Here is a 24,203-nt window from a genome sequence, read left to right on the forward strand (position 1 = left end):
CGAGGATAAACGAGTGGGTTTAAGCATCGACGAGATACTCAAGGTCGCACCGGTAGTACCGGTCATGGTAGTCAAACGCCTGGAAGATGCGGTGCCCTTGGCGCAAGCGCTCTACAACGGCGGGCTCAAAGTATTGGAAATTACTCTGCGCACCCCCGTAGCTCTGGACGCCATTCGCGCCATGGTCGATGCCCTCCCCGAGGATGCAGTGATCGGTGCCGGCACCATCATTACACCTGAAGATCTGGACAAGGCCGTAGAGGCCGGTTCCAAATTTCTGGTGAGCCCGGGTACCACGCCAGCTTTGATCAAAGCCGCCCAGGCCTCCTCTGTGCCCTTGTTGCCGGGCATTGCCTCGCCGACGGAAGCCATGCATCTGCTGGCGGCCGGTTTTACCCACCTGAAATTTTTCCCGGCGGAAGCTGCTGGTGGGGTAGCCATGATTAAGTCCATCGGCGGTCCTCTGCCTCAGATTACCTTTTGCCCCACGGGCGGCATTGACCTGGCCAAGGCACCCAAGTATCTCGAGCTTCCGAATGTCGCCTGCGTGGGTGGCACCTGGATGGCACCCCAGGAGTTGATCGCTGAGCAGCGTTGGGACGAGATCGAAAAACTGGCAAGCGAAGCGGCGAGTCTGACGCGCTAAACGGAATTTATTTCCAAGTAACGAATTTCTTAATAGGAGAATGACGAATGACTATCAGAGTAGCAATTAACGGATATGGCCGCATCGGCCGCAATGTACTTCGGGCCTTGTACGAGTCTGGCTATCGTGACCGCATTCAAGTCGTGGGCATTAACGATTTGGGCGATTCCAACATGAATGCTCACCTGACCAAGTACGATTCCGTACACGGCCGTTTCCCGGGCGAAGTGTCCGTTGATGGCGACAAAATGATCGTAAACGGCGACTCTATTCAGATTACTTCTGAGCGCGATCCGTCCAAATTGCCCTGGGGCGATTTGAATGTAGACGTGGTGTACGAGTGCACCGGTATTTTTACCAGCCGCGATAAAGCCATGGCCCACATTAACGCCGGTGCCAAAAAAGTCATCATCTCCGCGCCGGGTACCGACGTGGACGCGACGGCTGTATACGGTGTAAACCACAACACCTTGAAAGCCAGCCACCAGATTATTTCCAACGCCTCATGCACCACCAACTGTCTGGCGCCAGTAGCCAAAGTACTGAACGACAAGTTCGGCATTGAGCAGGGCTCCATGACCACCATCCACGCCTACACCAACGACCAGAATCTGAGCGATGTTTATCACTCCGATATCTACCGCGCTCGTTCCGCCACCCAGTCCATGATCCCGACTAAAACCGGTGCGGCTCGTGCGGTCTCCCTGGTACTTCCGGAGCTGGAAGGAAAAATCGATGGTATGGCAGTGCGTGTACCGGTGATCAATGTGTCTCTGGTGGACTTGAACGTATTGGTATCCAAAGATGTGACCGCTGAAGAAGTGAACGCGGCCATGAAAGAAGCCGCCGAAAAAGAAATGCCCGGTGTGCTTGAGTACACAGATGAGCCCCTGGTCTCTATCGACTTTAACCATCACCCAGCTTCTTCTAACTTCGACTCGCGCCAGACTAAAGTCATGGGCCGCTGGGTTAAAGTGATGTCCTGGTACGACAATGAGTGGGGTTTCTCCAACCGCATGTTGGACAACACCCTGGCGTTGATGCAGGCCAAGTAAAAAAGAACCGTTGAGAGAAACTTATGTTAAGACGCACCAAAATCGTCAGCACCTTGGGGCCGGCTTCCGAATCACCGGAAATTCTGGAAAAATTGATTCTGGCGGGCGTTAACGTCGTTCGCCTAAACTTTTCCCACGGTTCCCCGGACGATCACCGCCAGCGTGCCGAGTTGGTACGTGAAATTGCCAAAAAGCACGGTTTGTACGTAGCCGTTCTGGGTGATTTGCAGGGTCCCAAAATTCGTATTTCGCGCTTTGCTAAGGGCAAGATCCACCTGGCTTTGGGAGACAAGTTTGTTCTCGACGCCAGCCTGGAGCGTGACGCCGGTGATCAGCACCAAGTGGGCATCGACTACAAAGAGCTGCCTCAGGACTGTCAAACGGGCGACATGTTGTTGCTGGATGACGGCCGCGTAGTGCTGGAAGTGGAAGCCATCGATGGCCCACGCATTTCCTGCATTACCCGCATTGCCGGTCCTCTGTCCAACAACAAGGGCATCAATCGCCAAGGTGGCGGCTTGAGTGCACCGGCGTTGACCGAAAAGGACATGGCAGACATCAAAACCGCCGCCGACATCGGAGTCGATTATCTGGCCGTGTCATTCCCGCGCAGTGCGGACGACATGAACCGAGCGCGTGAGTTGATGCGTGCCGCTGGCGGCGAGAAAGCGGGCTTGGTGTCCAAGATTGAGCGTGCCGAAGCCGTAGCCGATGACGAAACACTGGATGGCATCATTAACGCCAGTGACGCCGTGATGGTTGCCCGGGGGGATCTCGGGGTGGAAATCGGAGACGCCGCTCTGATTGGTGTGCAAAAACACATTATTGCCCGCTCCAGAGCGCTCAATAAAGTGGTGATCACCGCCACTCAAATGATGGAGTCCATGATCAGCAGCCCCATGCCCACCCGTGCCGAAGTGTTTGATGTGGCCAATGCTGTATTGGACGGTACTGATGCGGTGATGCTCTCTGGTGAAACCGCTGCCGGGGACTTTCCGGTGGAAACCGTTGAAGCCATGGTGCGTATTATTCGCGGCGCTGAACAGCACCCCACGGCCAGTGAAAGCAGCTACCGGTTGAACGAAAAATTTGGCTCCATCAACGAGTCCATTGCTTTCGCAGCCATGTACACAGCCAATCACCTGGGCGGCGTTAAAGCGATTATTGCTCTGACCGAGTCGGGCACTACACCTCGACTGATGTCACGAGTGGGTTCTGAGTTGCCGATCTTTGCGTTTTCCCAGCACGTTGACACACAGCGTCGAGTGGCTCTTTACCGGGGCGTTCAACCGGTTCCCTTCGAAACCGCCACCGTACCTGGCCCGGCAGATTATCGTCGCGCCATGGAAGACCTGAAGTCAGCCGGTTTCCTGGAGGATGGCGATCTGGTGATTGTCTCCAACGGCGATGGCAATCAGTTGGGCGGCACCAACACCCTGAAGATTCTTCGTATGGGTGACAAAGAAGCCTAAACCCAACGGGCTTTTCCAGCGAAAAACGGCAGCCCTCGGGCTGCCGTTTTTTTGTGCGCTAAACCGCCAAATGCGGCGCGGTATTGCGCCATCTTCATGGAACTTCGTGCTAACCTAGCGTCCTAAAGCGGGTCGCAGGGGGTATTTCCATGACAACGAGATTAATCATTGCTGCATTGTGCAGCTTGTTCAGTGCGGGTGCAGCGGCCCTGGAAATTCAGGGTGAGTGGAAGCAGGGCGCCGTCCTGTTGGGCCGGGTCGAACCCGGCAGTCAGGTGGAGTTTTTACAGCGCCAGGTACGTGTGGCGGAAGATGGCCGTTTTGTTGTTGGTCTCGGTCGGGATGCGGAGCCAGAAGCGGTATTGAAAGTGACCCCTCCTAATGGTGAAACTGAGAAGCACCGCTTTGATGTTGTGCAGCGCGAGTACCACATTCAGCGAGTGGAAGGCGTACCCCAGCAAACCGTTACCCCCGATCCCAAACAAGTCGAGCGCAGCCGAAAAGAAGCCGCTTTAGCCTGGCAGGCGCGCCAGCGCGACAGCGAATACACATTCTTTTCCCAGTCTTTTGAGTGGCCTCTAACCGGCCGCATTAGTGGCGTCTACGGCAGTCAACGGTACTTTAATGGCGAACCTAGAGCACCGCATTATGGCGTGGACATCGCCGCGCCCACGGGTACACCCGCCCGGGCCCCCGCTGATGGCGTTGTGACGCTCGTGCATGACGATATGTTCTTCTCCGGCGGCACCCTGATCATGGATCACGGCCACGGTTTGTCCTCCACGTTTATCCACTTGCACAAAATTTTGGTGGAAGAGGGCGACTATGTTGAGCAGGGTCAGGTTGTAGCGCAGGTCGGCGCAACCGGCCGAGCTACCGGCCCGCATTTGGATTGGCGCATGAACTGGTTCGACCAGCGAGTGGACCCCACCCTTTTGGTGGGCCCTATGCCCGAATAGACCATAATGGACGAGTAGCCACTGGCGGCGGTGGGGTGTAACATATCGCCCTTCATTCCCAGCAAACGGCCGCAGGTTTATCGACATGATCGACAAGAAGTTGCTCAGCATACTCGTCTGCCCGGTAACCAAGGGTGAACTGGAATACCATCCCGACCAACAGGAGTTGGTCTGCTGGGCCAGTGGTTTGGCCTATCCCATTCGCGACGGCATCCCCGTCATGCTGGAGAGTGAGGCTCGGCAGCTCACCCTGGAAGAGCGGGAGCAGCGCGACAAGCGTAAACGCTGATTGCCCCACACGACAGTCTTCTTGAACAATCCGACGGAATACCTATGAAGAGCGCAGAAATTCGCGACGCCTTTTTGCAATATTTTGAAAAGCAGGGACACACCACCGTACCCAGCAGTTCACTGATCCCCGGCAATGACCCCACGCTGTTGTTCACCAACGCCGGGATGGTGCAGTTCAAAGACGTGTTTTTGGGCGATGAAAAGCGGCCCTATAACCGCGCCGCCAGCTCCCAGCGCTGTGTGCGAGCAGGTGGCAAACACAATGACTTGGAAAACGTCGGTTACACCGCGCGTCACCACACCTTTTTTGAAATGCTCGGCAACTTCAGTTTTGGCGATTATTTCAAGCGCGACGCCATTCGCTTCGCCTGGGAGTTTCTGACTCAGGTTCTGGAACTACGCCCCGAGCGCCTTTGGGTTACTGTTCATATTTCCGACGATGAAGCGGCGGATATTTGGCAAAAGGAAATCGGTGTTAGCCCGGAGCGTTTTTCACGGCTCGACGAAGACAACTTCTGGCAGATGGGCGACACAGGCCCATGCGGCCCGAGCTCCGAAATATTTTACGATCACGGCGAAGATGTTCCCGGTGGCCCACCGGGCAGCGACAACGATGATCTGGACCGCTACATCGAAATCTGGAATCTGGTGTTCATGCAGTATGAACGCCAGAGCAACGGCGAGTTAAAACCGCTGCCCAATCCCTCGATTGATACCGGCATGGGGCTGGAGCGGATCGCGGCAGTCATGCAAGGCGTACACAACAACTACGATATCGATTTGTTTCAGCACCTGCTCAAGGCCGCCGCAGCCGCTACCGGCTGTACGGATCTGGAGCAAAAATCTCTGCGCGTTATCGCCGATCACATTCGCTCCTGCGCCTTTTTAATCAGTGATGGCGTCCTCCCCTCTAACGAGGGCCGGGGTTATGTGTTGCGGCGGATTATCCGCCGGGCCATTCGCCACGGTCACAAGCTGGGTCAGAGCCAGACTTTTTTCCATACCCTGGTGCCAGCGCTGGCCGAAGTCATGGGCGATGCTTACCCGGAACTGCGCAGCCAGCAAGCACAAATTCAAAAAGTCCTTTTGCTGGAGGAAGAACAGTTCGCCAAAACTCTGGATAAGGGCATGGTGGTTCTGGAAGACGCTCTGGCTCAGTTGCAAGGTAACGAAATCCCCGGTGAGGTGGCGTTTACCCTTTACGACACCTACGGATTTCCGTTCGACCTCACCAACGACATTGCCCGTGAACGCAACCTCAGCATTGATCTGGCGGGTTACGAGCAGGCTATGGAAGCGCAGCGCGCCCGCGCTCGTGCCGCTGGGACGTTCAAAACCGACTACACCGCCGCTGGGCTGGATTTGCCCGCCACAGAGTTCCTTGGCTACAGCCACCTGACAATCGAGCAGGGTGAAGTCGTGGCCCTGCTTAAAGACGGCAACCAAGTGGACCGCCTGGAAGAGGGCGAGCACGGTGCGGTGGTACTGAACCGTACGCCTTTCTATGCGGAGTCCGGTGGCCAGATCGGTGACAGTGGCTACTTGCTGGGCAAAAACGCGCGCTTCGAAGTCCGGGATTGCGCCAAGCAAGGGCAGGCTCATTTGCATATTGGCCACTTGCTCGGCGGTAGTCTGGCCGTGGGCGATTCTTTGGCGGCGGAAGTGGATGCCAGCGTGCGGGGCGCTACAGCCCTTAACCACTCGGCCACCCACCTTTTGCATGCCGCCTTGCGCGAAGTGCTGGGTACCCATGTAACCCAGAAAGGCTCCTTAGTGGACTCCGAGCGCCTGCGTTTTGACTTCTCTCATTTTGAAGCCGTTAAGCCAGAGGAGATACGCGCCATTGAAGCGTTGGTGAACGATCAAATTCGAGCCAATACCTCCGTACAAACCGAGTTGTGCGATATGGACACCGCTCGGGAAAAAGGTGCGCTGGCTTTATTTGGCGAAAAGTACGGCGACGAAGTGCGCGTACTCACCATGGGCGATGGCTTTTCCGTAGAGCTGTGCGGTGGCACCCACGTACAGCGCACCGGTGATATCGGTCTGCTGCGCATCACTTCCGAATCCGGTATCGCCTCCGGCGTGCGCCGTATTGAAGCGGTAACCGGCGCCCGAGCCCTGGCATTGTTTGATCAATTGGAAACTCTGGTTGATGAAGCCGCCCGGTCTTTAAAGACCCGGCGCTCGGAATTGCCTGAAAAGCTCCAACAGCTGATCACCCAGAATCGTAAACTGGAAAAAGACCTGGAATCGTTGAAAGCCAAATTGGCAACCGCTGGCTCGGGCGACCTATTAAGCGAAGCGAAAGACGTGGCCGGCATTAAAGTGCTCGCACTGCACCTTGAAGGTGCGGATGCGAAATCCCTGCGCGACAGCGTTGATCAACTCAAAAATAAACTTGGCTCCAGCGTCGTTGCGCTGGCGGCGGTCGACGGCGACAAAGTTGCGTTGGTAACCGGGGTGAGCAAAGACGTGACGGACAGAGTCAAAGCTGGCGAGTTAATGCGACATCTCGCTCCCCAAGTTGGCGGCAAAGGCGGTGGACGCCCGGACATGGCGCAGGGCGGCGGCACAGACCCGACCGGGCTGGATGCCGCTCTGGCTTCGGTGGTGCCCTGGGTGCAAGAACAACTGCAATGAGCCGTTAAAAATAATGCTGACAGGGTTCAAAAATCGTTAACTTTTTCCGCAAAGTAGTGTTTAATTGCTTGCCAATTTTGGCACACATGTCCACATTTTTGCCTTTTAAAAAGGACCGGGCCAGTCAATGAGCTTGTTGGTACAAAAATACGGCGGCACGTCCGTCGGCACTGTTGAACGTATAGAAGCGGTCGCCGATAAGGTTGCCGGCTTTCGCGCACAGGGTCACGATATGGTGATCGTGGTTTCCGCCATGAGTGGCGAAACCAATCGGCTGATCGGTCTGGCGCAGCAAATTCAAGAGTATCCAGATCCTCGCGAGCTGGACGTGCTGGTATCCACCGGTGAACAGGTGACCATCGCGCTGTTGTGCATGGCGCTGAAAAAGCGCGGTTGGGACGCCCGCTCCTATACCGGTGGCCAGGTGAAAATCCTCACCGACAGCGCTCACACCAAAGCCCGGATTCAGGAAATTGATGAAGCCAATATGCGCGCCGACCTCGCCGCCGGTCGGGTAGTGGTTGTGGCGGGCTTTCAAGGCGTGGATGAATTGAACAACATCACCACCCTGGGGCGTGGCGGCTCGGACACCACTGGCGTAGCCCTGGCGGCGGCGCTGACGGCGGACGAATGCCAGATCTACACGGACGTGGACGGCGTCTACACCACCGACCCAAGGGTTGTGGAGCGCGCCCAGCGTCTAGACAGAATTACATTTGAAGAAATGCTGGAAATGGCCAGCCTGGGATCCAAAGTACTACAAATTCGGGCCGTGGAGTTTGCTGGCAAATACAATGTTCCGCTGAGGGTGTTGTCCAGTTTTAAAGAGGGCCCCGGCACGCTGATTACGCTCGACGAGGAAGAAGACACCATGGAAAAACCCCTAGTCTCCGGTATCGCCTTTAACCGGGATGAAGCAAAAATTACCCTTGCTGGCGTCCCTAACACGCCCGGCGTGGCCGCGAGCATCCTCGCACCGATCGGGGCAGCGAACATAGAGGTGGATGTTATTGTCCAAAACGTAGGTGCGGATAACACTACCGACCTGACCTTCACCGTAAACAAAGGTGATATGAAGGCGGCCGTGGCCGTGCTGGAAGGTGTGGCGCAGGAAATAGGCGCCCGAGAAGTGCGCGCGGACAGCGAAGTAGCCAAAGTCTCCATTGTGGGCGTTGGCATGCGTTCTCACGCGGGAGTCGCTTCGCAAATGTTTACCGCATTGGCGCAGGAAAACATCAACATTCAGATGATCACCACCTCGGAAATCAAAATTTCGGTGATTATTGAAGAACGTTACTTAGAACTGGCAGTACGCTGCTTGCATACGGCGTTTGGGTTAGACGCAGAGCCCGAGGAGAGCCGGGTGCGGGGTTAGCGGTGGCTCGACAGATCTGGTAAAGTGATGCTGAAGCAGACGACAGGGAAGGAATAGAAAAAACAGGAGCAAAAAATATTTTCCTTATTGCTATACTTGGACAATACTGAGAGGGGGCTCGAGTGTATTGTTTCCAAAGTTGGTGACAAGGGTAGCCGAGGTACGGAAGTGGGCAATGGAGTCTAAGCCGTATTCTTACAGGATGAGCGAAGGAGATTACAAATGTTGATTTTGACCCGCCGTATTGGTGAAACACTCATGGTAGGTGATGAAGTCACCGTGACCGTGTTGGGCGTAAAAGGCAATCAGGTACGCATCGGTGTGAATGCGCCTAAAGACATTGCCGTGCACCGTGAAGAGATTTACCAGCGCATACAGCGCGAAAAGCAAGGCCAAGACGAGTCAATGGACGATTAGTCGTCTGTGGTTACTGAGGCGGTGCACGTCGCCGCCTGAGACCAATTGATAGAATCTAGATTGGCGGGGCCAAGGACACCGGGACCCGGCAGTCGAGAAGCCCTGTTTTCGCTGGCAGCCAATGGCTGTTACCTACTCCCGATTTCGTCCGCCACACCCGCCCGTGTCGAACCAGACCGGCATTCTCGACAATTCAGTCACACAAGACTTTGAATTTTTGTGAGATATGGTATTATGCCGCACCTGTTGGCCAGAGCGGCATTTAAAGCGTCGGACAACAGTTCTGGAGAGGCGACTAATTTGTCAGGTATAAATTAGACGTCGAGAAGCTCGAAGGGGCTAGCCAAAGGATGAGGCAGACAAACAGTTTTGGAGAGGTGGCCGAGTGGCTGAAGGCGCTCCCCTGCTAAGGGAGTATACCCTAATCCGGTATCGAGGGTTCGAATCCCTCCCTCTCCGCCACATACGAAAAAGCCCGGCAAATGCCGGGCTTTTTCGTATGTGGCGGAGAGGGAGGGTGAGAGAACCCTCGCCGGGTTCGAGCAAACGGCAGGAAAGCCGTTTGCCACAGCCGAAGGCTGCCCGTAGGGCGAGGGCTATGGACCGATAACTGCTCCTGCGTTATCGGCATTCCCGCCATCCCTGGCGGTCATGGCCCGAGTGACTGATCGTCAGGAACGATCAGTACCGCCGAAGGCGCCCCGAAGGGGCAGGGCACATGGATGTGCCCTGGTACATCCCTCCCTCCCAAACCAGCCGCTTCTTTTGTAACTAGCGCGTCCTCACGCTCTCAGATCCCGCCCAATGAAACCCCACCTTATCCCCCACTTACCCCATATGCTATTCTTCCCTCTGCCCTTTGGCGTCTCCCCAACAATAACCTCGACATCGCCATGCTTGCTACTCTCAAGACCTACCATCGGTTCGCCTATCCGCTGCTTCTGCTAACGGTTTCGCTGCTGGTGTACATGACTGCATACACCTCACCACGGGCTTTGTTTTGGGACGAGAACTACCACGTAACCTCCGCCCAAAAGCACTTGGATGGGGTTATGTATATGGAAACCCATCCGCCTCTGGGCAAAATGCTTATGGCGGCCAGCGAAGGGCTGTTGGGAGTAAATGCGGAGCTGGACAAATCAGCGCTGACTCGCACCAGTCACATCTCTGGAGAAGCCTTACCGGAAAACTTCAGTTTTGCCGGTATGCGCCTACCTTCGACTTTATTGATGGCGCTGTCGGTTCTGTTTATGTACGGAATCCTGTACCGACTTACCGGCCACCGGTTGGTTGCGGTGGCTTTTAGCTGCCTGCTGATTTTCGATAATGCTCTGGTGGTGCATTCGCGTGCAGCCATGCTGGAAGGGATTCAACTGTTCTTTATTCTGGCGGCGATTTACTACCTGGTGCGTACGGTCACCCATACGGCGCCGATTCGACTGCGCCACTACGCGATTTTGGGTGCGCTGGTGGGGCTGACGGTTTCGGTCAAAGCCAATGGGGCCATCGTGCTACTGCTACTGGTGGTCCTGTTCTTTGTTGACCAGTGGTCAAATATCAAAGCGCTGCGCGTGCTGCCTGTGGTTAAACGCTTGGCGACCAGCGTGCCGAGCGCCGTGGCGCCTTTGGTTATGGTGTTCTTGAGCACCTTTTATGTGCACATCGCCACTGGGACCGAGATTGCCGGGAATCAGCGCTACAAAGCCTCGCCCGAGTACTTGACGCACATTCGTGAAGGCACGACGCATACCTTAAGCGGCTTTACCGTGGGTATGCGGGATCAGTGGCGTTTTATGGCCGAGTATTCTGATGGCGTACCGCGCCTGGATATTTGCAAGCCCGGAGAAAACGGCAGCCCGGCTTTTGCCTGGCCGGGGGGTACTAAAAGCATCAGCTACCGGTGGGACCGGGAGGAAGTGGACGGGCAGGTGAAGGTGGCTCATATCTACCTGGTTGCCAATCCCATGGTTTGGTTTTCGGCGTTGTTGGGTATTGTGCTTTCAGTGGGGTTGCTGATCAGCCGATATGTATACGGTAACCCAGTAAAGGATGTGCGCCTGTTTGGCTGGATTGCGGTATTTACCGGGCTCTATTTGAGCTACATGATCGTTATGTTGCAAATAGAGCGAGTGATGTACCTGTACCACTATCTAGTGCCTTTGGTGTTTGCCATTATCAATTTGGCTTTGGTGTTCACCTACATATTCCGCGCGCAGATACTCACCAACAACCGCCACACATTGATCAATCTGGGCATTTTTGTGGCACTGGTGATTGCCGTGTTTGCCTACTTTTCCCCTTTGACCTATGGCATCCCCATCACTCCCGAGCAGTTTGAGCAGCGGCAGTGGTTTGACTTTTGGATGATGCAGGTGGTTCGGTGATGAACGTGCAGCGGTGGATGACCAAAGATACGGCGCTGACGGCTCTGCTGTGCCTACTGGCCGTGTTAATTCTGCGCGCCATGGTGCCAATAGGTGTTGATGCCAATCTGGAAATGCGCGTTTCCCAAAGCAACGTGCCGATTCGTTATTTGCATCAACGCCGTGATATTGGCATGACCAAAGTGGTGCACTTGGATAAGTTGGACCTTGCCCGGCACAACCGTTTTTACCATTCGAATTTGGGAGATGTCGGTTACGGAGAGAATTTTTTTGCTGATGTTGAAGCCAGCTTTCGCATCACAGAACCCGGCACTTACGTGTTCGTGGTGGCGAGCGATGACGGATTTGCCTTGCGCATCAATGGCCGGGAAGTTTGCAGCTTTGTGCGCGACCGCGCCTTGGCCACCCAGCGCTGTCCAATCCGTTTGGATGCGGGTTCACACGATTTTCAATTGAGCTACTTTCAGGGCGGTGGCCACGCGGGCTTGAGAGTGCAGTACGGCCGAGCGGGGGAGTCCAAATTGTACTGGTTTGGTGAAAACTCGCCGTTCCTGAAATTGGAATAGTTCTGTCAAATACAGCCCCGTAACATACAAACCCCGGCTTATGCCGGGGTTTGGTTGGTTGAGCAAAGCTAGAGTGCCAGCTGGGGTCGTTGTTACAAACTGGCGATGCGTTGCACCTGCTCTTGCAGTTTACCCAAGCTGCCTTTCAGTTCGGCCAGTCGAGCGCGCTCCTTCTCAACCACTTCCGCGGGCGCCTTATCCACAAAACCGGCATTGCCTAATTTTCCTTCAGTGCGGCCGATGTCCTGCTGTAGCTTGCCCACCTCTTTGTTCAGGCGCGCCAGTTCCGCATCCTTGTCGATTAAGCCCGCCATAGGCACCAGCAATTCCAGCTGGCCCGCTAGCGCGGTGGCGGAGACGGGCGCTTGGTCCTCGGAGTCCAGCCAGGTGACTTCTTCCAAGGCAGCCAACTTGAGCAGGAAGGGGCGGTTTTCTTCCAAGCGTCGTTGGTCATCCGCACTGCCGTTCAAGAAAAACAGCGGCAGTTTTTTTGCCGGGGAAATATTCATTTCCCCGCGAATATTGCGCACACCCAAAATCACCGCCTGCAACCATTCGATATCGCTGATGGCCGCGTGATCGATCTTGCTTTCGTCCGCTTTGGGGTAGGGCACCAGCATAATGGTCTCGCCACTGACACCGGCCAGCGGTTTGATTTTTTGCCAAATCTCTTCAGTGATAAACGGCATTAGCGGGTGCGCCAGGCGCAGAGTGGTTTCGAGCACGCGGATCAAGGTGCGGCGAGTGCCGCGTTTTTGCGCGGCGCTAGCCTGCTCGTCCCACAGAACGGGTTTGGATAGTTCCAAATACCAGTCGCAGTATTCGTTCCAAATAAATTCGTAGAGTGCTTGGGCCGCCATATCCAAACGGTAGGTTTCCAGCCCTTCGGTCACGGCCTGTTCGGCCATTTGCAGGCGCGAAATAATCCAGCGGTCAGCCAGGGACAGCTCGACTTCACTCTCCGCGCCTTGACCGCAGTCTTCTCCTTCGCACTGCATCAAAACGTAGCGAGTGGCGTTCCAGATTTTGTTGCAGAAATTCCGGTAGCCTTCCACGCGGCCCATATCGAACTTAATGTCGCGTCCGGTGGAGGCCAGGGAGCAGAAGGTGAAGCGCAGCGCATCGGTACCGTAGGCGGCGATGCCCTCGGGAAATTCCTTGCGGGTTTGTTTTTCAATCTTCGCGGCATCTTTGGGGCGCATGAGCCCTTTGGTGCGCTTCTGTACCAAGCTCTCCAGATCAATGCCGTCGATAATGTCCAGCGGATCCAGCACATTGCCTTTGGACTTGGACATTTTTTGCCCGTAGCTGTCGCGCACCAGGCCGTGTACGTATACGGTTTTGAAAGGAATCTGTGGCTGGCCCTGTTCATCCTTCACCAAATGCATGGTGAGCATGATCATGCGCGCGACCCAGAAGAAAATAATGTCGAAGCCGGTAACGAGCAAATCCGTTGGGTGGAATTTCTTCAGGAAATCGGTTTGCTCTGGCCAACCCAGGGTGGAAAAAGTCCACAGGCCGGAGCTGAACCAGGTGTCCAATACGTCTTCGTCCTGACGCAAGGGCAGGTCGGCGGCGAGATTGTGTTTGCTGCGCACCTCCGCTTCGTTGCGGCCCACGTAGACGTTGCCTTGGTCGTCGTACCAGGCTGGAATGCGGTGGCCCCACCACAATTGTCGGCTGATGCACCAGTCCTGAATATCCCGCATCCAGGAGAAGTACATATTGTCGTACTGCTTGGGTACAAACTGAATGCGACCATCTTCAACAGCAGCTATGGCTTCTTCGGCCAAAGGCTTGGTGCTTACGTACCATTGATCGGTCAGCCAGGGTTCGATGACCACGCCGGAGCGGTCGCCACGGGGCACGGTCATGGCGTGGTCGTCAATTTGATCCATGAGCCCCAAGTCGGTAAACGCCTGAACCACTTGTTTGCGGGCGTCGTAGCGGTCCTGCCCGGCCACATCGGTGGGCAGGTCGCTTTCCCAGTCGGGGTTGCGGGAGCCATCGTAAGCAAACGCCTGTGTGCGCGTCAGCACGGAAGCGTCCTGATCCAGAACGTTGATCAACGGCAGGTTGTGGCGTTTACCCACTTCGTAATCGTTGAAGTCGTGGGCCGGAGTAATCTTCACGCAACCGGTACCGAATTCCGGGTCCACATAGTCGTCGGCGATGATGGGAATGCGCCGGCCAACCAAGGGCAAGTCGACAAATTTTCCCACCAGGGCGCTATAGCGTTCGTCTTCCGGGTGTACGGCGACGGCGCTGTCGCCGAGCATGGTTTCCGGGCGGGTGGTGGCTACCACCAGATAATCTTTGCCATCGGCGGTTTTGGCACCATCGGCCAGCGGGTAGCGCAGGTGCCAGAAGTGGCCTTTTTCCTCGTGGTTTTCCACCTCCACGTCGGAAATGGCAGTGTGCATTTTCGGGTCCCAGTTCACCAGGCGCTTGCCCCGGTAAATCAGGCCGTCTTCATGCAGGCGCACAAACGCTTCTTGCACGGCTCGGGACAAACCTTCGTCCATGGTGAAGCGCTCGCGGCTCCAGTCGAGGGATGAGCCGAGCCGGCGCAACTGATCGCAGATCTGGCCACCGGATTCCGCTTTCCACTCCCAAACTTTTTCCAGAAACGCCTCGCGACCCAAATCGTGCCGGCTGATCCCCTCGGCCGCTAACTGCCGTTCCACGACCATTTGGGTGGCGATGCCGGCGTGGTCGGTGCCCATTTGCCAGAGGGTGTCATGGCCTTTCATGCGGTGGTAACGAACCATGGCGTCCATGACGGCGTTATTGAAGCCGTGCCCCATGTGCAGGCTGCCGGTGACATTGGGGGGTGGAATCACAATACAGTAGGGATCCCCGTCACCGCCGGGTGCGAAATAACCTTGTTTTTCCCAGGTTTCGTACCACTGACGCTCGATGCTTTGGGGCTGGTAGGTTTTTTCCATGGCCATGCGTAACCTTATCGTCGCGATGCTGAGTCTTTGAAGGACGCGATTATACAGGTTCTGGCCGGAGCTTTTAATGGCCGGCTGAAAACACCGGCCGGATAAAACCAGAAGCGGCAAAGCCGCCTCTGGTTATTCGTCCTCAAGTTTGACCGCGTATTCCCGATCGGAGCGCTGCATGAAATCCGTGAAGCGCTTCAGGGGCAGTGGCCCGGGTATGGGGTAGCGCGGTGCCAGTTTCTTCATGTCTGTGTGGTAGCGAGCCAGAGCGCCGAAATCGCGGGGGTGTAAATCCGGCCGTACTCCGATAAACCGGCCGCGCCGACGCGCACGCTCCAGGACTTTTTTCCAACGGTCGATCTGTGGAAAGCCTGCGGCTTCGACCCCGTTGTTGAACAGCATCAGGTTGATTTCATCAAAGGGCTCGCTGTTGTCCAGGTATTTTTCGACGCATTCCACGGAGGGTTCCATATTGAACTTCATCCAAAAGGGCACCGAGCCGGTGCGCAGGGCCCAGTAGGGCTCCATGGAGATAAAGGACTCCACCAGTAAACGATTGGCCTTCAGTCCGCGCAGTCGATACCAATCACGGTAAAAGTCGGCCACCAGGGGACTGGTGTGCTCGGGTTCATAGAAGGACAAGCGTTTAACCTTGTAACCATGTTTGGCGGCGAAGCGCAGTACGTCTTCTCGCAAAGCCTGCTCAAAACCCCATTCAGCTTCGGGGCTCTCGTCATTGGGTTCGGGTCCATCCCAGCGACGGACGTCGGAATCGTAGCGATGCAGGTATTCCTCCACCCGTTCGCTGCCCTCCATAAACTCGTGCTCCGTGGCACCGCCCAGGGCACCGTGCTGAAAAACGTGGTGCTCGTTGATCCGCGTGGTGGGCCATTTGCGCTGGCAGTCCACCAAGATAATGGTGCCGCCCTCAGGCAGCCGGCTGGTGAGAAAACGCTCGTAGGCACGGCCCAGATTCAGGCGTTTGACCCGGAAATAATCCATGTGCCGAACCATAAGCCGGTCCTGATTGGCATCGTGCATATGGTGCAATTGCCACTCGGGGTTGGCATCCAGCAGGGCGGGGCCGAATCGCTTGCCGAACTCCATGGCCGACTTAGGATCGTCGGGGTCGGTAGCAAAGTGCCGTACTGGGATCATGCTAGTCTGCGGCAACCAAGGCAAATCAAGGGCGGCGGCGAGATGGACCAGAGCGCCATTGCTCGAACCGACCATCACGGCCTGATAGGGACGTTGCGGATAGCGTGCCGCCGCCCATTCGGCGACGGCTTCGGCGCTGATGGTGTGCAACTTGGTCGGCCATTGGCCTTCGAAAGCGCCGCCCAGGGCGTAGATTTGCTCGCGGGCTGAACGGGGGAGCAAGTTTACCGAGCGTACTAAGGGCGTCAGGGCTGGTGGCTGTCCGAGTGTCGGAAAATCCTTTCCGTTCAGTATATTCGAGGTGGCTCGGAGCATTGCCGAAGCTGAGTCGAAATCGGCGAGGTAAGAAGGAGCGCTAGGCCGCATAAGGTCCTCCTGATGATTTCAAGGTTGAAGCTGCACTGGGTTACTTTCCCATGAAGTTAAATCCGTCCTGCCAAGGCGTTCGTGGTACACCCATCAGCGCCTTTCCAAGGGGTCGAAAGTGGAATGATCGTTTCGAGTCATTACCCGGCGGCCCACAAGTGCGGTCAAAGCAACTCCTGAAAGAGCCAACGCACTGTACAGTGCAGGCTTAGCGCCGCTGCTATTCCCGTGCTCCCGTTCAATCCAGCCACCACGAACGGATCCCTTGCCACTGGCCGGTTCGTTGACGGTGCCGGAGCCAAGATCCACTGGAGGCCCTTCGGCAAAGTGGTCGGTTTCCACTTGTTGCCGCATCATGCGTTCGCCCAGTGGTGGGATCAGAGTGCGTACCATTGCCATCATGCGCCCGGCGTTACCGACAATGATTTCCCGGCGAGGTGAGCGTGCATGAGCCGCGCGCACGATGGCCGCCGCCACTTGCTCGGGCGGATAAACGGGCTTCATCGCCTTGATGGGTCGGCCCGTGTAATTGCCTGCGTGTTGAAAGATGGGCGTGTCTATGGACGCGGGGGAGATAACAGTGGCGGAGATATTTGGCGCGTCTGACAATTCCATGCGCAGGCTTTCAGTCAAACCGCGAATAGCCCACTTGGACGTCACATAGGCGCTTACGTAGGGTTGGCCGGAATGACCCACCATGGAGGAGACATTAATCAAACGACCCTTACCCTGCTCGCGAAACTGACGAATGGCGGCGCGGGCGCCATTCACAATACCTAGGAGATTGGTGCGCAGCACATGCTCATAATCTTCCCGGGGTGTTTCCTCAAGTCGGCCGAACAAGGACACGGCAGCGTTGTTAACCCAGACGTCGAGCCGATCATAGGCTTCCACCGCAGCATCCGCCAGCCGGTCCACTTGCTCGGAATCACCCACATCAGTGGGCACCACGATTCCTCGGCCGCCCAACTCTTCGCATTCGTGAAGCGTTTCTCTAAGCGCTTCTTCGCGGCGCGCCGCTAATACCAGGGTTGCGCCCTCGCGGGCAAAGGCGTGAGCGGTGGCTCGGCCAATCCCGCTGGAGGCGCCCGTAATAACAACCACTAAGTCTCGAGACTTATTACTCTTCTTCATGATGTTCGCTCCTTCTCACTCGCGTGAACGGTTGTTCGTGTGAAATCTGTGTCGTGCACCAGCGCCGAAAAAAATGGCGCGCTTGCAATTTGGGCATTCAACGAGTCGGGCCTTTGCGTTGAGGCTCAGCCATAAACGCAATCGAAATAACCCAACTGTTTTTCATTCGCGCAGCGTATGATTCGGGCATCTAAGTGCGCAATGAATGCGACAGTGGGAAATTTGACAACGTGTGTTTTACCGCGTTCGTGTAGGGGCGTTCGCTTCCGCATTAACTTTTAGGGAATCCGTCTATAATGAGGTCGACGCAATCAGTGAGACATCAGTCTCAACGAGTTTTGAGTAGAGAAAATTTCCCAGCCGTTTGCGGGAGTACACTCATGTCAGAGCAATCGCGCAAAGACTATCTCTCCGGCGCGGAAACGCACGAAGTGTTTAACGTCTCCGAGCCTTTGGAAAATTACAACGCCTATCGCGAAGACGTTTTCCTACAACAGTTGACGCAAAGTATGGGCGCGAACTGGGCTGAATCTGAACTGACGTCCTGGGGCAAAAAGACCGGTTCGGCGCAGTGGATCCAATGGGGATTTTTGGCGAATGCCAATCCGCCAAGATTTCATTCTCACGACGCCTACGGTCGGCGCCTGGATTGGGTAGAGTATCACCCCGCCTATCATTCCCTTATGACCAAGGCACTGGGTCACGGTTTGCACTCAATCCCCTGGAACCAGCCGGGCGACGGTGCGCATGTGTATCGCGCCGCACTCACCTATCTGCAGACCCAAGTGGAGCAGGGGCACGGTTGTCCGGTGACCATGACGTTCTCCTGTGTGCCGACTCTGCGCCTGCAGCCGGATCTGGCTGAACAATGGTTGCCACGTATTCTTTCAACTCATTACGACCCGACGAACTGCCCAGTGGAAGAAAAACGCGGCGCGACCATCGGGATGGCCATGACGGAAAAGCAGGGTGGCTCTGATTTGCGTGCGAACACGACTCGCGCCCGGCCGCTTTATGCCCCCGGTGACGGCCAACCGTATCAACTGGTGGGGCACAAGTTTTTTATGTCGGCACCCATGTCAGATGCGTTTTTGATGTTGGCTCAAGCGGAGGCGGGCCTGTCCTGTTTTCTGGTCCCACGGTGGTGTCCGGGGGGAGAAAAGAACGGACTTATCATTCAGCGTCTCAAGGACAAAATGGGCAATGTGTCCAACGCCTCCAGCGAGGTGGAGCTGCGCGGGGCACTGGGCTGGTTGATTGGAGATGAAGGGCGGGGCGTGGCCAATATTCTGGAGATGGGCGCACTCACTCGTTTTGATTGCATGCTCGCTTCGGCCGCGGCCATGCGCCAGGCGGTGGTTCAAGCGGTGCATCACTGCTCGCAACGACGTGCCTTTGGCAAAACTTTGGTGGAGCAGCCGCTGATGCAAAATGTCTTGGCGGATTTAATTGTCGAGAGCGACGCAGCGCTCGTGCTTGCCATGCGCATGGCGCGAGCGCTCGACCATTCGCATAATCCGGACGAGCGGGCGTTGCTGCGCGTTGGGACGGCCATCGGCAAGTACTGGAACTGCAAACGCGCACCTGGCTATGCCTATGAGGCCATGGAGTGCCTGGGCGGAAGTGGCGTAATGAACGATTTCATGACCGCGCGCTTGTACCGGGAAGCACCCATTAATGCCATATGGGAAGGCAGTGGCAATATTCAATGTTTGGACGTCTTGCGTGCGTTGGAGCGCAAACCGGAGTGTGTGCAGGCATTAAAGTCTGAGCTGGCACGCACTCAGGGGTTGGATCAACGCCTCGATCGGCACATTGCCAAGCTGTTCAAGCTCCTGGAGGACCAAGATGGATTAGTTTATGGCGCGCGCACATTGGTGGAATCCATGGCCCTTGCTCTGCAGGGATCGCTGCTGTTGCGCTATGGTGATGCCCGCGTGGCGGATGCTTTTCTTGCGAGCCGAATCGCGGAACCGGCGGGTCTTTACGGCAACTTACCGCGCGGTGTTCCTGCTCGGGCACTGATTGAGCGAACACTGCCTATGTATGGTTGAGCTGATCTACGAGAGAGAGGCAGCGCCCAGCCCCATTCGTCATTCCCGCACACGCTTCGATAAAAATCGCCGAGGATGTAGCGGCTCTCATAGCCGTCATTTCAACGTGCGCGCACTGCTGTCCGGAATAATTTGAGGAAAGTAAGTGCAGCGCCACAATTTGCGCGGTACTCAAATAGTACGCTGACTGCCAGAGACTCGAAAAACGCAGTTTCAGGTGATGTGCTTCGTAAGGTAATCCAAGGCGCTTCGCAGGAGGCATTTCGAAAACGCCGTAAACCCTTCCCTGGGGGCTCTCCCACAACCGCACGCGGCCCTGCCCCCAATCATAGATTGGGGGCGTTCGGCTACGCGCAAAGCAGTGCTTTGCGTACTACGCTTGCCTCACCCCTCTTTTGAGAGTTTCGAAATGCCTCCTGCAAATCACCTTTGCAGCCCCAACTAAGGCATTCTTACGCCCCAAAACTCCTGTTATGAGGGCGGCTTACGGAAAAGAACTCGGTAGTTTGGGGCTGCCAGGGACGTGCAGGGTGAGTGTTCAGCAAGCCTCGAAAGAGGGACCTTTCGAGGCAGTCCCCAGGGAGGGGTTAACGACGTTTGCTGAATACTCACCCTGTGCGGCACGGGGGCTCGCTTACGAAGCTGGTAATCGATGACTTATTCCGGACAGCAGTCCGCATGCGCGGGGATGACGAAAGGTCCTAACGGTTATGCGGTGCGTCCAGGTTTAAGTCTGGCCCCAGGGGAACGATACGCGTGGGGTTGATGTTGTCGTGGCTGTAATAGTAGTGATGCTGAATATGATCCATATGCACCGTTTCGGATACACCGGGCCACTGGTACAGCTGCCGTAAGTAATTGGAGAGATTATCGAAATCGGCGATGCGCTGTCGGTTGCATTTGAAGTGGCCAAAATACACCGCGTCAAAACGCAGCAAAGTGGTGAAAAGTCGCCAGTCGGCCTCGGTGATTTGGTCGCCGGCAAGGAACGCTTGTCGACCGAGAATCGCCTCCACATGATCCAGGGCTTTGAATAGCTCCCGGTACGCGTGCTCGTACTTGTCCTGGCGGGTGGCAAAACCGGCTTTGTAAACACCGTTATTAATATTGTTGTACACAGTGTCATTGATATCGTCTATGGCACTGCGTAACTCCGGCGGGTAAAAATCTTGAGGGTTTTTCGCCAGCCCGGAAAATCCGTCGGCGAGCATGCGAATGATATCCGCCGACTCATTATTAACAATTTTCTCCCGCTCTTTATCCCAAAGTACGGGTACAGTCACCCGGCCCGTGTAGTTGGGGTCGTTCTTTGTGTACAGCTGGTGCATGCACTCGAGCCCATACAGTGGATCAACGTCTGTATTAAACGTTGGGTCGGCTTTGAACTCCCAACCTTTGCTCAGCATGTGTGGGTGCACAGCGGTTACGCCGATGACGTGCTCCAGCTGTAGCAAACGCCGAAAGATCAGCGTGCGGTGCGCCCAGGGGCAGGCATAGGAGACGTAGAGGTGGTAGCGGTCTTTTTCCGCCTTGAACCCATCCTCACCCGTAGGTCCTGCACGACCATCTGTTGTTACCCAATGGTGAAATTTAGAGTTCTCACGCACAAACTCGCCGCTGGTTTTTTCCGTATCGTACCATTGGTCATGCCACTGGCCTTCAATCAGCAAACCCATAACCGGCTCTCCTAGGTTGAGATAACGCTTCGTTAGTAAAAGCCTCATTATAAAGGAGTGCGCAAGTTCAGGCATGGGCGTGGCTTACCGAACTTTACAATGGTCGGAGTGCCCAGAGGGGCGGGCGATTTCGACGCGCGGTACTGTCGTTGAATCCTCTCGTCGCCGGATTTCTGTTTAGGAAAGCAAATTGACAGTTCGAGCCCAATAGCTGTATAACTAATTTACCAGCCTGGCATTAAACGCCCCCCTACGAGTCGGGCGCCACCGGTCGGTGTGGCCTGAGTCACAGATGTTGGGTGCAGGCGTTTCTAGACTGCAGATTTAAGGACATCGTGGCCCAATTTGCGCAATGTCGCTTACTGGGACAAGCAGGAAGTTTGATAGCACATGTTATTCACTTCACTACCAGATTAAAGGAGTTTGTCATGGTCGCCACAGCCTCTAAAACCACCGATACTGAAACGAAAGAAGCCCCTCTGACTGAGCGCAGTGTTGCCGCTGCTCACGAAGCGATAGATAACCTCTCGGCGCGTATTGCCAAAACCGAGAAATCCGTTCGTGACATGGTTAATGGCTCCAGCCAGAATTTTGCCGAAAAGCAGGAAGAGTTTAAAACCCGCATGGATGAGTCCGTTAACGGTGTGCGCGGCTACGTGCAGGAAAATCCTTTAATGGCCGCCGGTATAGCCTTTGCCGCTGGGGCGGTTGTTGCTGCCCTGATGCGCCGCTAAGGCTAGCGTATGCAGTCAGCACACAAGGAATCAGGCCCCGAGCTTGAGTCAGTGCCGGATCCGTCGTCCGCGCCAGCGGACGACGAGTCCCTGCTCGACGTTATAGCGGCGCTTTTAACGCTTATCCAGCAAACGCTAGCGGACCATGTGGCTCTGGCTAGGGTGGAATTACGTCTGGCACTAAAAAGCGTCGTGCTTATTTCGCTTTTGTTGAGTTGTATGGCACTCCTGGGCGTCTTGATGGGCATAACCATGTTATTTGGGTTGGGCTATTACGCGCTCACCCTCGGTGCGCATTGGGCCGCAGTCGTCATTGGCCTTTTGGTTGCCCAGGGGTTGATGATTTGGGGAATTATTTGGCAAGTGAAGAAGCTGACCAAAAACATGGGTTTCCCCGCGTCGCGCAAAGCGATAAAGGCATGGAAAGAGTCGGCCCCGGCGAACGAGGATACCCAACCTGAGCAACAGGAGGCGACGGCAAAATGATTGGTCTAATTCTAGGTCGACAGAAGCGTCGCGTAGAGACGATCAGTAAGCGGCTGCAGGTTCGCCAGCAAACGCTCAAAGCCGGGTTGCATGACTCGCAAGTGCTTTTGGGCCGGAAGCTGGGTACTCGTGTGGGTTTGGCGTGCTGTTTTGCTGCTGGTCTAGTGGCCGGTAAACTTGCGCCCACAACGTCTCAGCTAAAGCATTCGTTTCCAATGAATCGGCTTTCGATTCATAACTTATCGTCGTTAACACGGATTCTTAGAGGTGGCATCTAACAGGCTTCAATAGCCTGTCGCCTCTATTTTCGATTCTTGCGCGCGCGCTCTCGGCGCGCAGCGTCTTTCTCCGCTTTTTGTTTGGCTTTCGCGGCATCTTCCTGTTGCGCGCGCGTTTCCTCTTCCACCACCATCTCCGGCGTTTCCAGGCTGATCGGCCCTAGCAGGCCCGCTTGCAACTCGTTCACCAGTAGGGAAGACACCTTGGCCAGGTCCACACCGCCGCCTTTACGCACACAGCTGCGAGCGCGGCCGATGGCGTCCAGAAGTGCTATCTCTTCCTCGGGCACTTCTTCCAACCCATAGCGTGCTTGCAGAGCGAGTGGATAATTAGGCCCCAGATAGGCCGCTAAAAACGCTGCCACGTCTTCGTATTCGAACACCTTGTCTTTGATGGCTCCAGTCGCCGCCAGGCGGTAACCACATTCCGGCGGGTTCAGTTTGGGCCATAGAAAACCAGGGGTGTCAGTCAGTACAATGCGCTCGTCCAGTTTGATACGCTGCTGCGATTTGGTGACCCCCGCTTCATCACCGGTTTTGGCGATTTTTCTACCGGCAAGAATATTGATCAACGTGGATTTACCCACGTTGGGAATACCCATAATCATCGCTTGAATATTGCGCGCCTCAAGGTTCCGCCCAGCCGTCAGATCGCGGCAGGTTTGCAGCAATTGCCGGATCTGCCCAGGCTGCTTGGAGCTGACCGGAATGGCTTTCACTCCTTGTTCCTGTTCCATGTGTTGCACCCACAACGCGGTAGTGGCCGGGTCGGCCAAATCCGCTTTGTTCAACAGTTTTATGCACGGCGTTTCTCCGCGCAGATTCGGCACCAGTGGGTTTTCGCTGGAATAGGGTATGCGGGCATCCAACACTTCGATCACCACATCCACTTGGGACATGATGCGCGCGATGTCCTTGCGTGCCTTATGCATATGGCCGGGAAACCAGTTGATCGCCATAAAAAATCTCAGCCTGATAATAGAGAGGTGGGGATTCTCCCCTGATTTGCACGCCAACTCAAATGGTATCTGCAGCTGCAGGGAATACATTTCGTAAGAACTACATAGCTCGGGGATAGGAGGGGCGTGCAGGGGGAATGTTCAGCAAGCCTCAAAAGAGGGACCTTTCGGCCGGCGCTCCGGTGAGGCAGTCCCATGGACGACTCACAGGGAAGTGAGGAGTGTCCCGAAGCGCCGGGAGCGCGTAGGGACGAGGTTTACGACGTTTGCTGAACATTCCCCCTGCGCGACCCGAGGACTTGCTTACAGAGAAGTCGACTCAACAATTTATTTCGAACAGCGCTTTTGCGGGGATGACGAATGACTCAAGGCGTGGGGTTACAAAAGTACAAAGTTGTTCATCGAAAGAAACTCGAAAGAAAAAAAACGCAAAAAATGCCTGCTCCCCATGAACTCTGGCATCGGGACAAGGGTGTGCTGAGTTGCACGTCGTGGGTAATGAAAACGGAGTCAAAGTGGCATGGGAATCGGCTGTTAGCTGAGTCACAGTTTCGGTTCAAAGGTTGAACCTTGCAAATGGCACAATGTCCATCAGAAGCGTC

The 24,203-nt window shown here is 55.6% G+C and carries 18 protein-coding genes and 1 tRNA gene; 14 read left to right on the plus strand and 5 right to left on the minus strand.

Annotation, left to right across the window (positions count from 1 at the left end; all coding sequences use genetic code 11):
* Nucleotides 1-13: 13 nt before the first annotated feature.
* The 11 genes from RBH33_RS10755 (at nt 14) to RBH33_RS10805 (ending at nt 11,808) form a co-directional block, all read left to right on the plus strand.
* A complete protein-coding gene (locus RBH33_RS10755) occupies nt 14-646 on the plus strand; it encodes a bifunctional 4-hydroxy-2-oxoglutarate aldolase/2-dehydro-3-deoxy-phosphogluconate aldolase (RefSeq protein ID WP_306732193.1) in 633 nt (210 codons plus the stop codon).
* A gap of 47 nt (nt 647-693) precedes the next feature.
* Complete coding sequence (gap, locus tag RBH33_RS10760) at nt 694-1,701, plus strand: type I glyceraldehyde-3-phosphate dehydrogenase (protein WP_306732194.1); 1,008 nt, start codon at nt 694-696, stop codon at nt 1,699-1,701.
* Nucleotides 1,702-1,724: 23 nt separating this feature from the next.
* Nucleotides 1,725-3,173 carry a pyruvate kinase gene (gene pyk, locus RBH33_RS10765; protein WP_306732195.1) on the plus strand — a complete coding sequence of 483 codons (1,449 nt, stop codon included), beginning with the start codon at nt 1,725-1,727 and terminating at the stop codon, nt 3,171-3,173.
* 149 nt (nt 3,174-3,322) lie between these two features.
* Nucleotides 3,323-4,132 carry a M23 family metallopeptidase gene (locus RBH33_RS10770; protein ID WP_306732196.1) on the plus strand — a complete coding sequence of 270 codons (810 nt, stop codon included), beginning with the start codon at nt 3,323-3,325 and terminating at the stop codon, nt 4,130-4,132.
* A gap of 85 nt (nt 4,133-4,217) precedes the next feature.
* Nucleotides 4,218-4,421: a Trm112 family protein gene (locus RBH33_RS10775; RefSeq protein ID WP_306732197.1), complete on the plus strand. Its 204-nt coding sequence runs from the start codon at nt 4,218-4,220 to the stop codon at nt 4,419-4,421.
* A gap of 44 nt (nt 4,422-4,465) precedes the next feature.
* Complete coding sequence (alaS, locus tag RBH33_RS10780; RefSeq protein ID WP_306732198.1) at nt 4,466-7,066, plus strand: alanine--tRNA ligase; 2,601 nt, start codon at nt 4,466-4,468, stop codon at nt 7,064-7,066.
* Nucleotides 7,067-7,193: 127 nt separating this feature from the next.
* The gene (locus RBH33_RS10785) at nt 7,194-8,441 is read left to right on the plus strand and encodes an aspartate kinase (protein WP_306732199.1); all 1,248 of its coding nucleotides are present in this window, start codon (nt 7,194-7,196) and stop codon (nt 8,439-8,441) included.
* Between the two features lie 222 nt (nt 8,442-8,663).
* Entirely contained in the window at nt 8,664-8,858 is a 195-nt protein-coding gene (csrA, locus tag RBH33_RS10790; RefSeq protein WP_306732200.1) for a carbon storage regulator CsrA, read from the plus strand.
* 371 nt (nt 8,859-9,229) lie between these two features.
* Nucleotides 9,230-9,320: transfer RNA gene (locus RBH33_RS10795), tRNA-Ser, on the plus strand.
* A gap of 431 nt (nt 9,321-9,751) precedes the next feature.
* Nucleotides 9,752-11,242 (plus strand): phospholipid carrier-dependent glycosyltransferase, encoded by a 1,491-nt coding sequence (locus RBH33_RS10800; RefSeq protein ID WP_306732201.1) that lies wholly within the window; start codon nt 9,752-9,754, stop codon nt 11,240-11,242.
* Nucleotides 11,242-11,808 (plus strand): PA14 domain-containing protein, encoded by a 567-nt coding sequence (locus RBH33_RS10805; protein WP_306732202.1) that lies wholly within the window; start codon nt 11,242-11,244, stop codon nt 11,806-11,808. The genes RBH33_RS10800 and RBH33_RS10805 overlap by 1 nt, the downstream gene beginning before the upstream one ends.
* 92 nt (nt 11,809-11,900) lie before the next feature.
* Here RBH33_RS10805 and RBH33_RS10810 read toward each other — a convergent pair whose 3' ends face one another.
* The 3 genes from RBH33_RS10810 to RBH33_RS10820 form a co-directional block, all read right to left on the minus strand.
* Nucleotides 11,901-14,756 carry a valine--tRNA ligase gene (locus RBH33_RS10810; RefSeq protein ID WP_306732203.1) on the minus strand — a complete coding sequence of 952 codons (2,856 nt, stop codon included), beginning with the start codon at nt 14,754-14,756 and terminating at the stop codon, nt 11,901-11,903.
* Nucleotides 14,757-14,888: 132 nt separating this feature from the next.
* Complete coding sequence (locus RBH33_RS10815) at nt 14,889-16,280, minus strand: hypothetical protein (protein WP_306732204.1); 1,392 nt, start codon at nt 16,278-16,280, stop codon at nt 14,889-14,891.
* A 93-nt stretch (nt 16,281-16,373) separates the two neighbouring features.
* The gene (locus RBH33_RS10820) at nt 16,374-17,414 is read right to left on the minus strand and encodes an SDR family oxidoreductase (protein ID WP_306732205.1); all 1,041 of its coding nucleotides are present in this window, start codon (nt 17,412-17,414) and stop codon (nt 16,374-16,376) included.
* A 380-nt stretch (nt 17,415-17,794) separates the two neighbouring features.
* Between RBH33_RS10820 and RBH33_RS10825 the strand changes: the two genes are divergently transcribed.
* Nucleotides 17,795-19,468 (plus strand): acyl-CoA dehydrogenase family protein, encoded by a 1,674-nt coding sequence (locus RBH33_RS10825; protein WP_306732206.1) that lies wholly within the window; start codon nt 17,795-17,797, stop codon nt 19,466-19,468.
* Nucleotides 19,469-20,169: 701 nt separating this feature from the next.
* On the opposite strand, the gene RBH33_RS10830 is transcribed toward RBH33_RS10825, so the two are convergent.
* Complete coding sequence (locus RBH33_RS10830) at nt 20,170-21,144, minus strand: glutathione S-transferase family protein (protein WP_306732207.1); 975 nt, start codon at nt 21,142-21,144, stop codon at nt 20,170-20,172.
* 428 nt (nt 21,145-21,572) lie between these two features.
* Between RBH33_RS10830 and RBH33_RS10835 the strand changes: the two genes are divergently transcribed.
* A complete protein-coding gene (locus RBH33_RS10835; RefSeq protein WP_306732208.1) occupies nt 21,573-21,878 on the plus strand; it encodes a glycine zipper domain-containing protein in 306 nt (101 codons plus the stop codon).
* A gap of 9 nt (nt 21,879-21,887) precedes the next feature.
* The gene (locus tag RBH33_RS10840; RefSeq protein WP_306732209.1) at nt 21,888-22,364 is read left to right on the plus strand and encodes a hypothetical protein; all 477 of its coding nucleotides are present in this window, start codon (nt 21,888-21,890) and stop codon (nt 22,362-22,364) included.
* A 301-nt stretch (nt 22,365-22,665) separates the two neighbouring features.
* Here the strand turns inward: RBH33_RS10840 and ylqF are convergent, their stop codons facing one another.
* On the minus strand, nt 22,666-23,601 hold the full coding sequence (gene ylqF, locus RBH33_RS10845) for a ribosome biogenesis GTPase YlqF (protein WP_306732210.1): 936 nt from the start codon (nt 23,599-23,601) through the stop codon (nt 22,666-22,668).
* Nucleotides 23,602-24,203 lie beyond the last annotated feature (602 nt).

The organism is Marinimicrobium hydrolyticum (assembly GCF_030848505.1).
In the GTDB taxonomy this organism is placed as follows: domain Bacteria; phylum Pseudomonadota; class Gammaproteobacteria; order Pseudomonadales; family Cellvibrionaceae; genus JAVDDU01.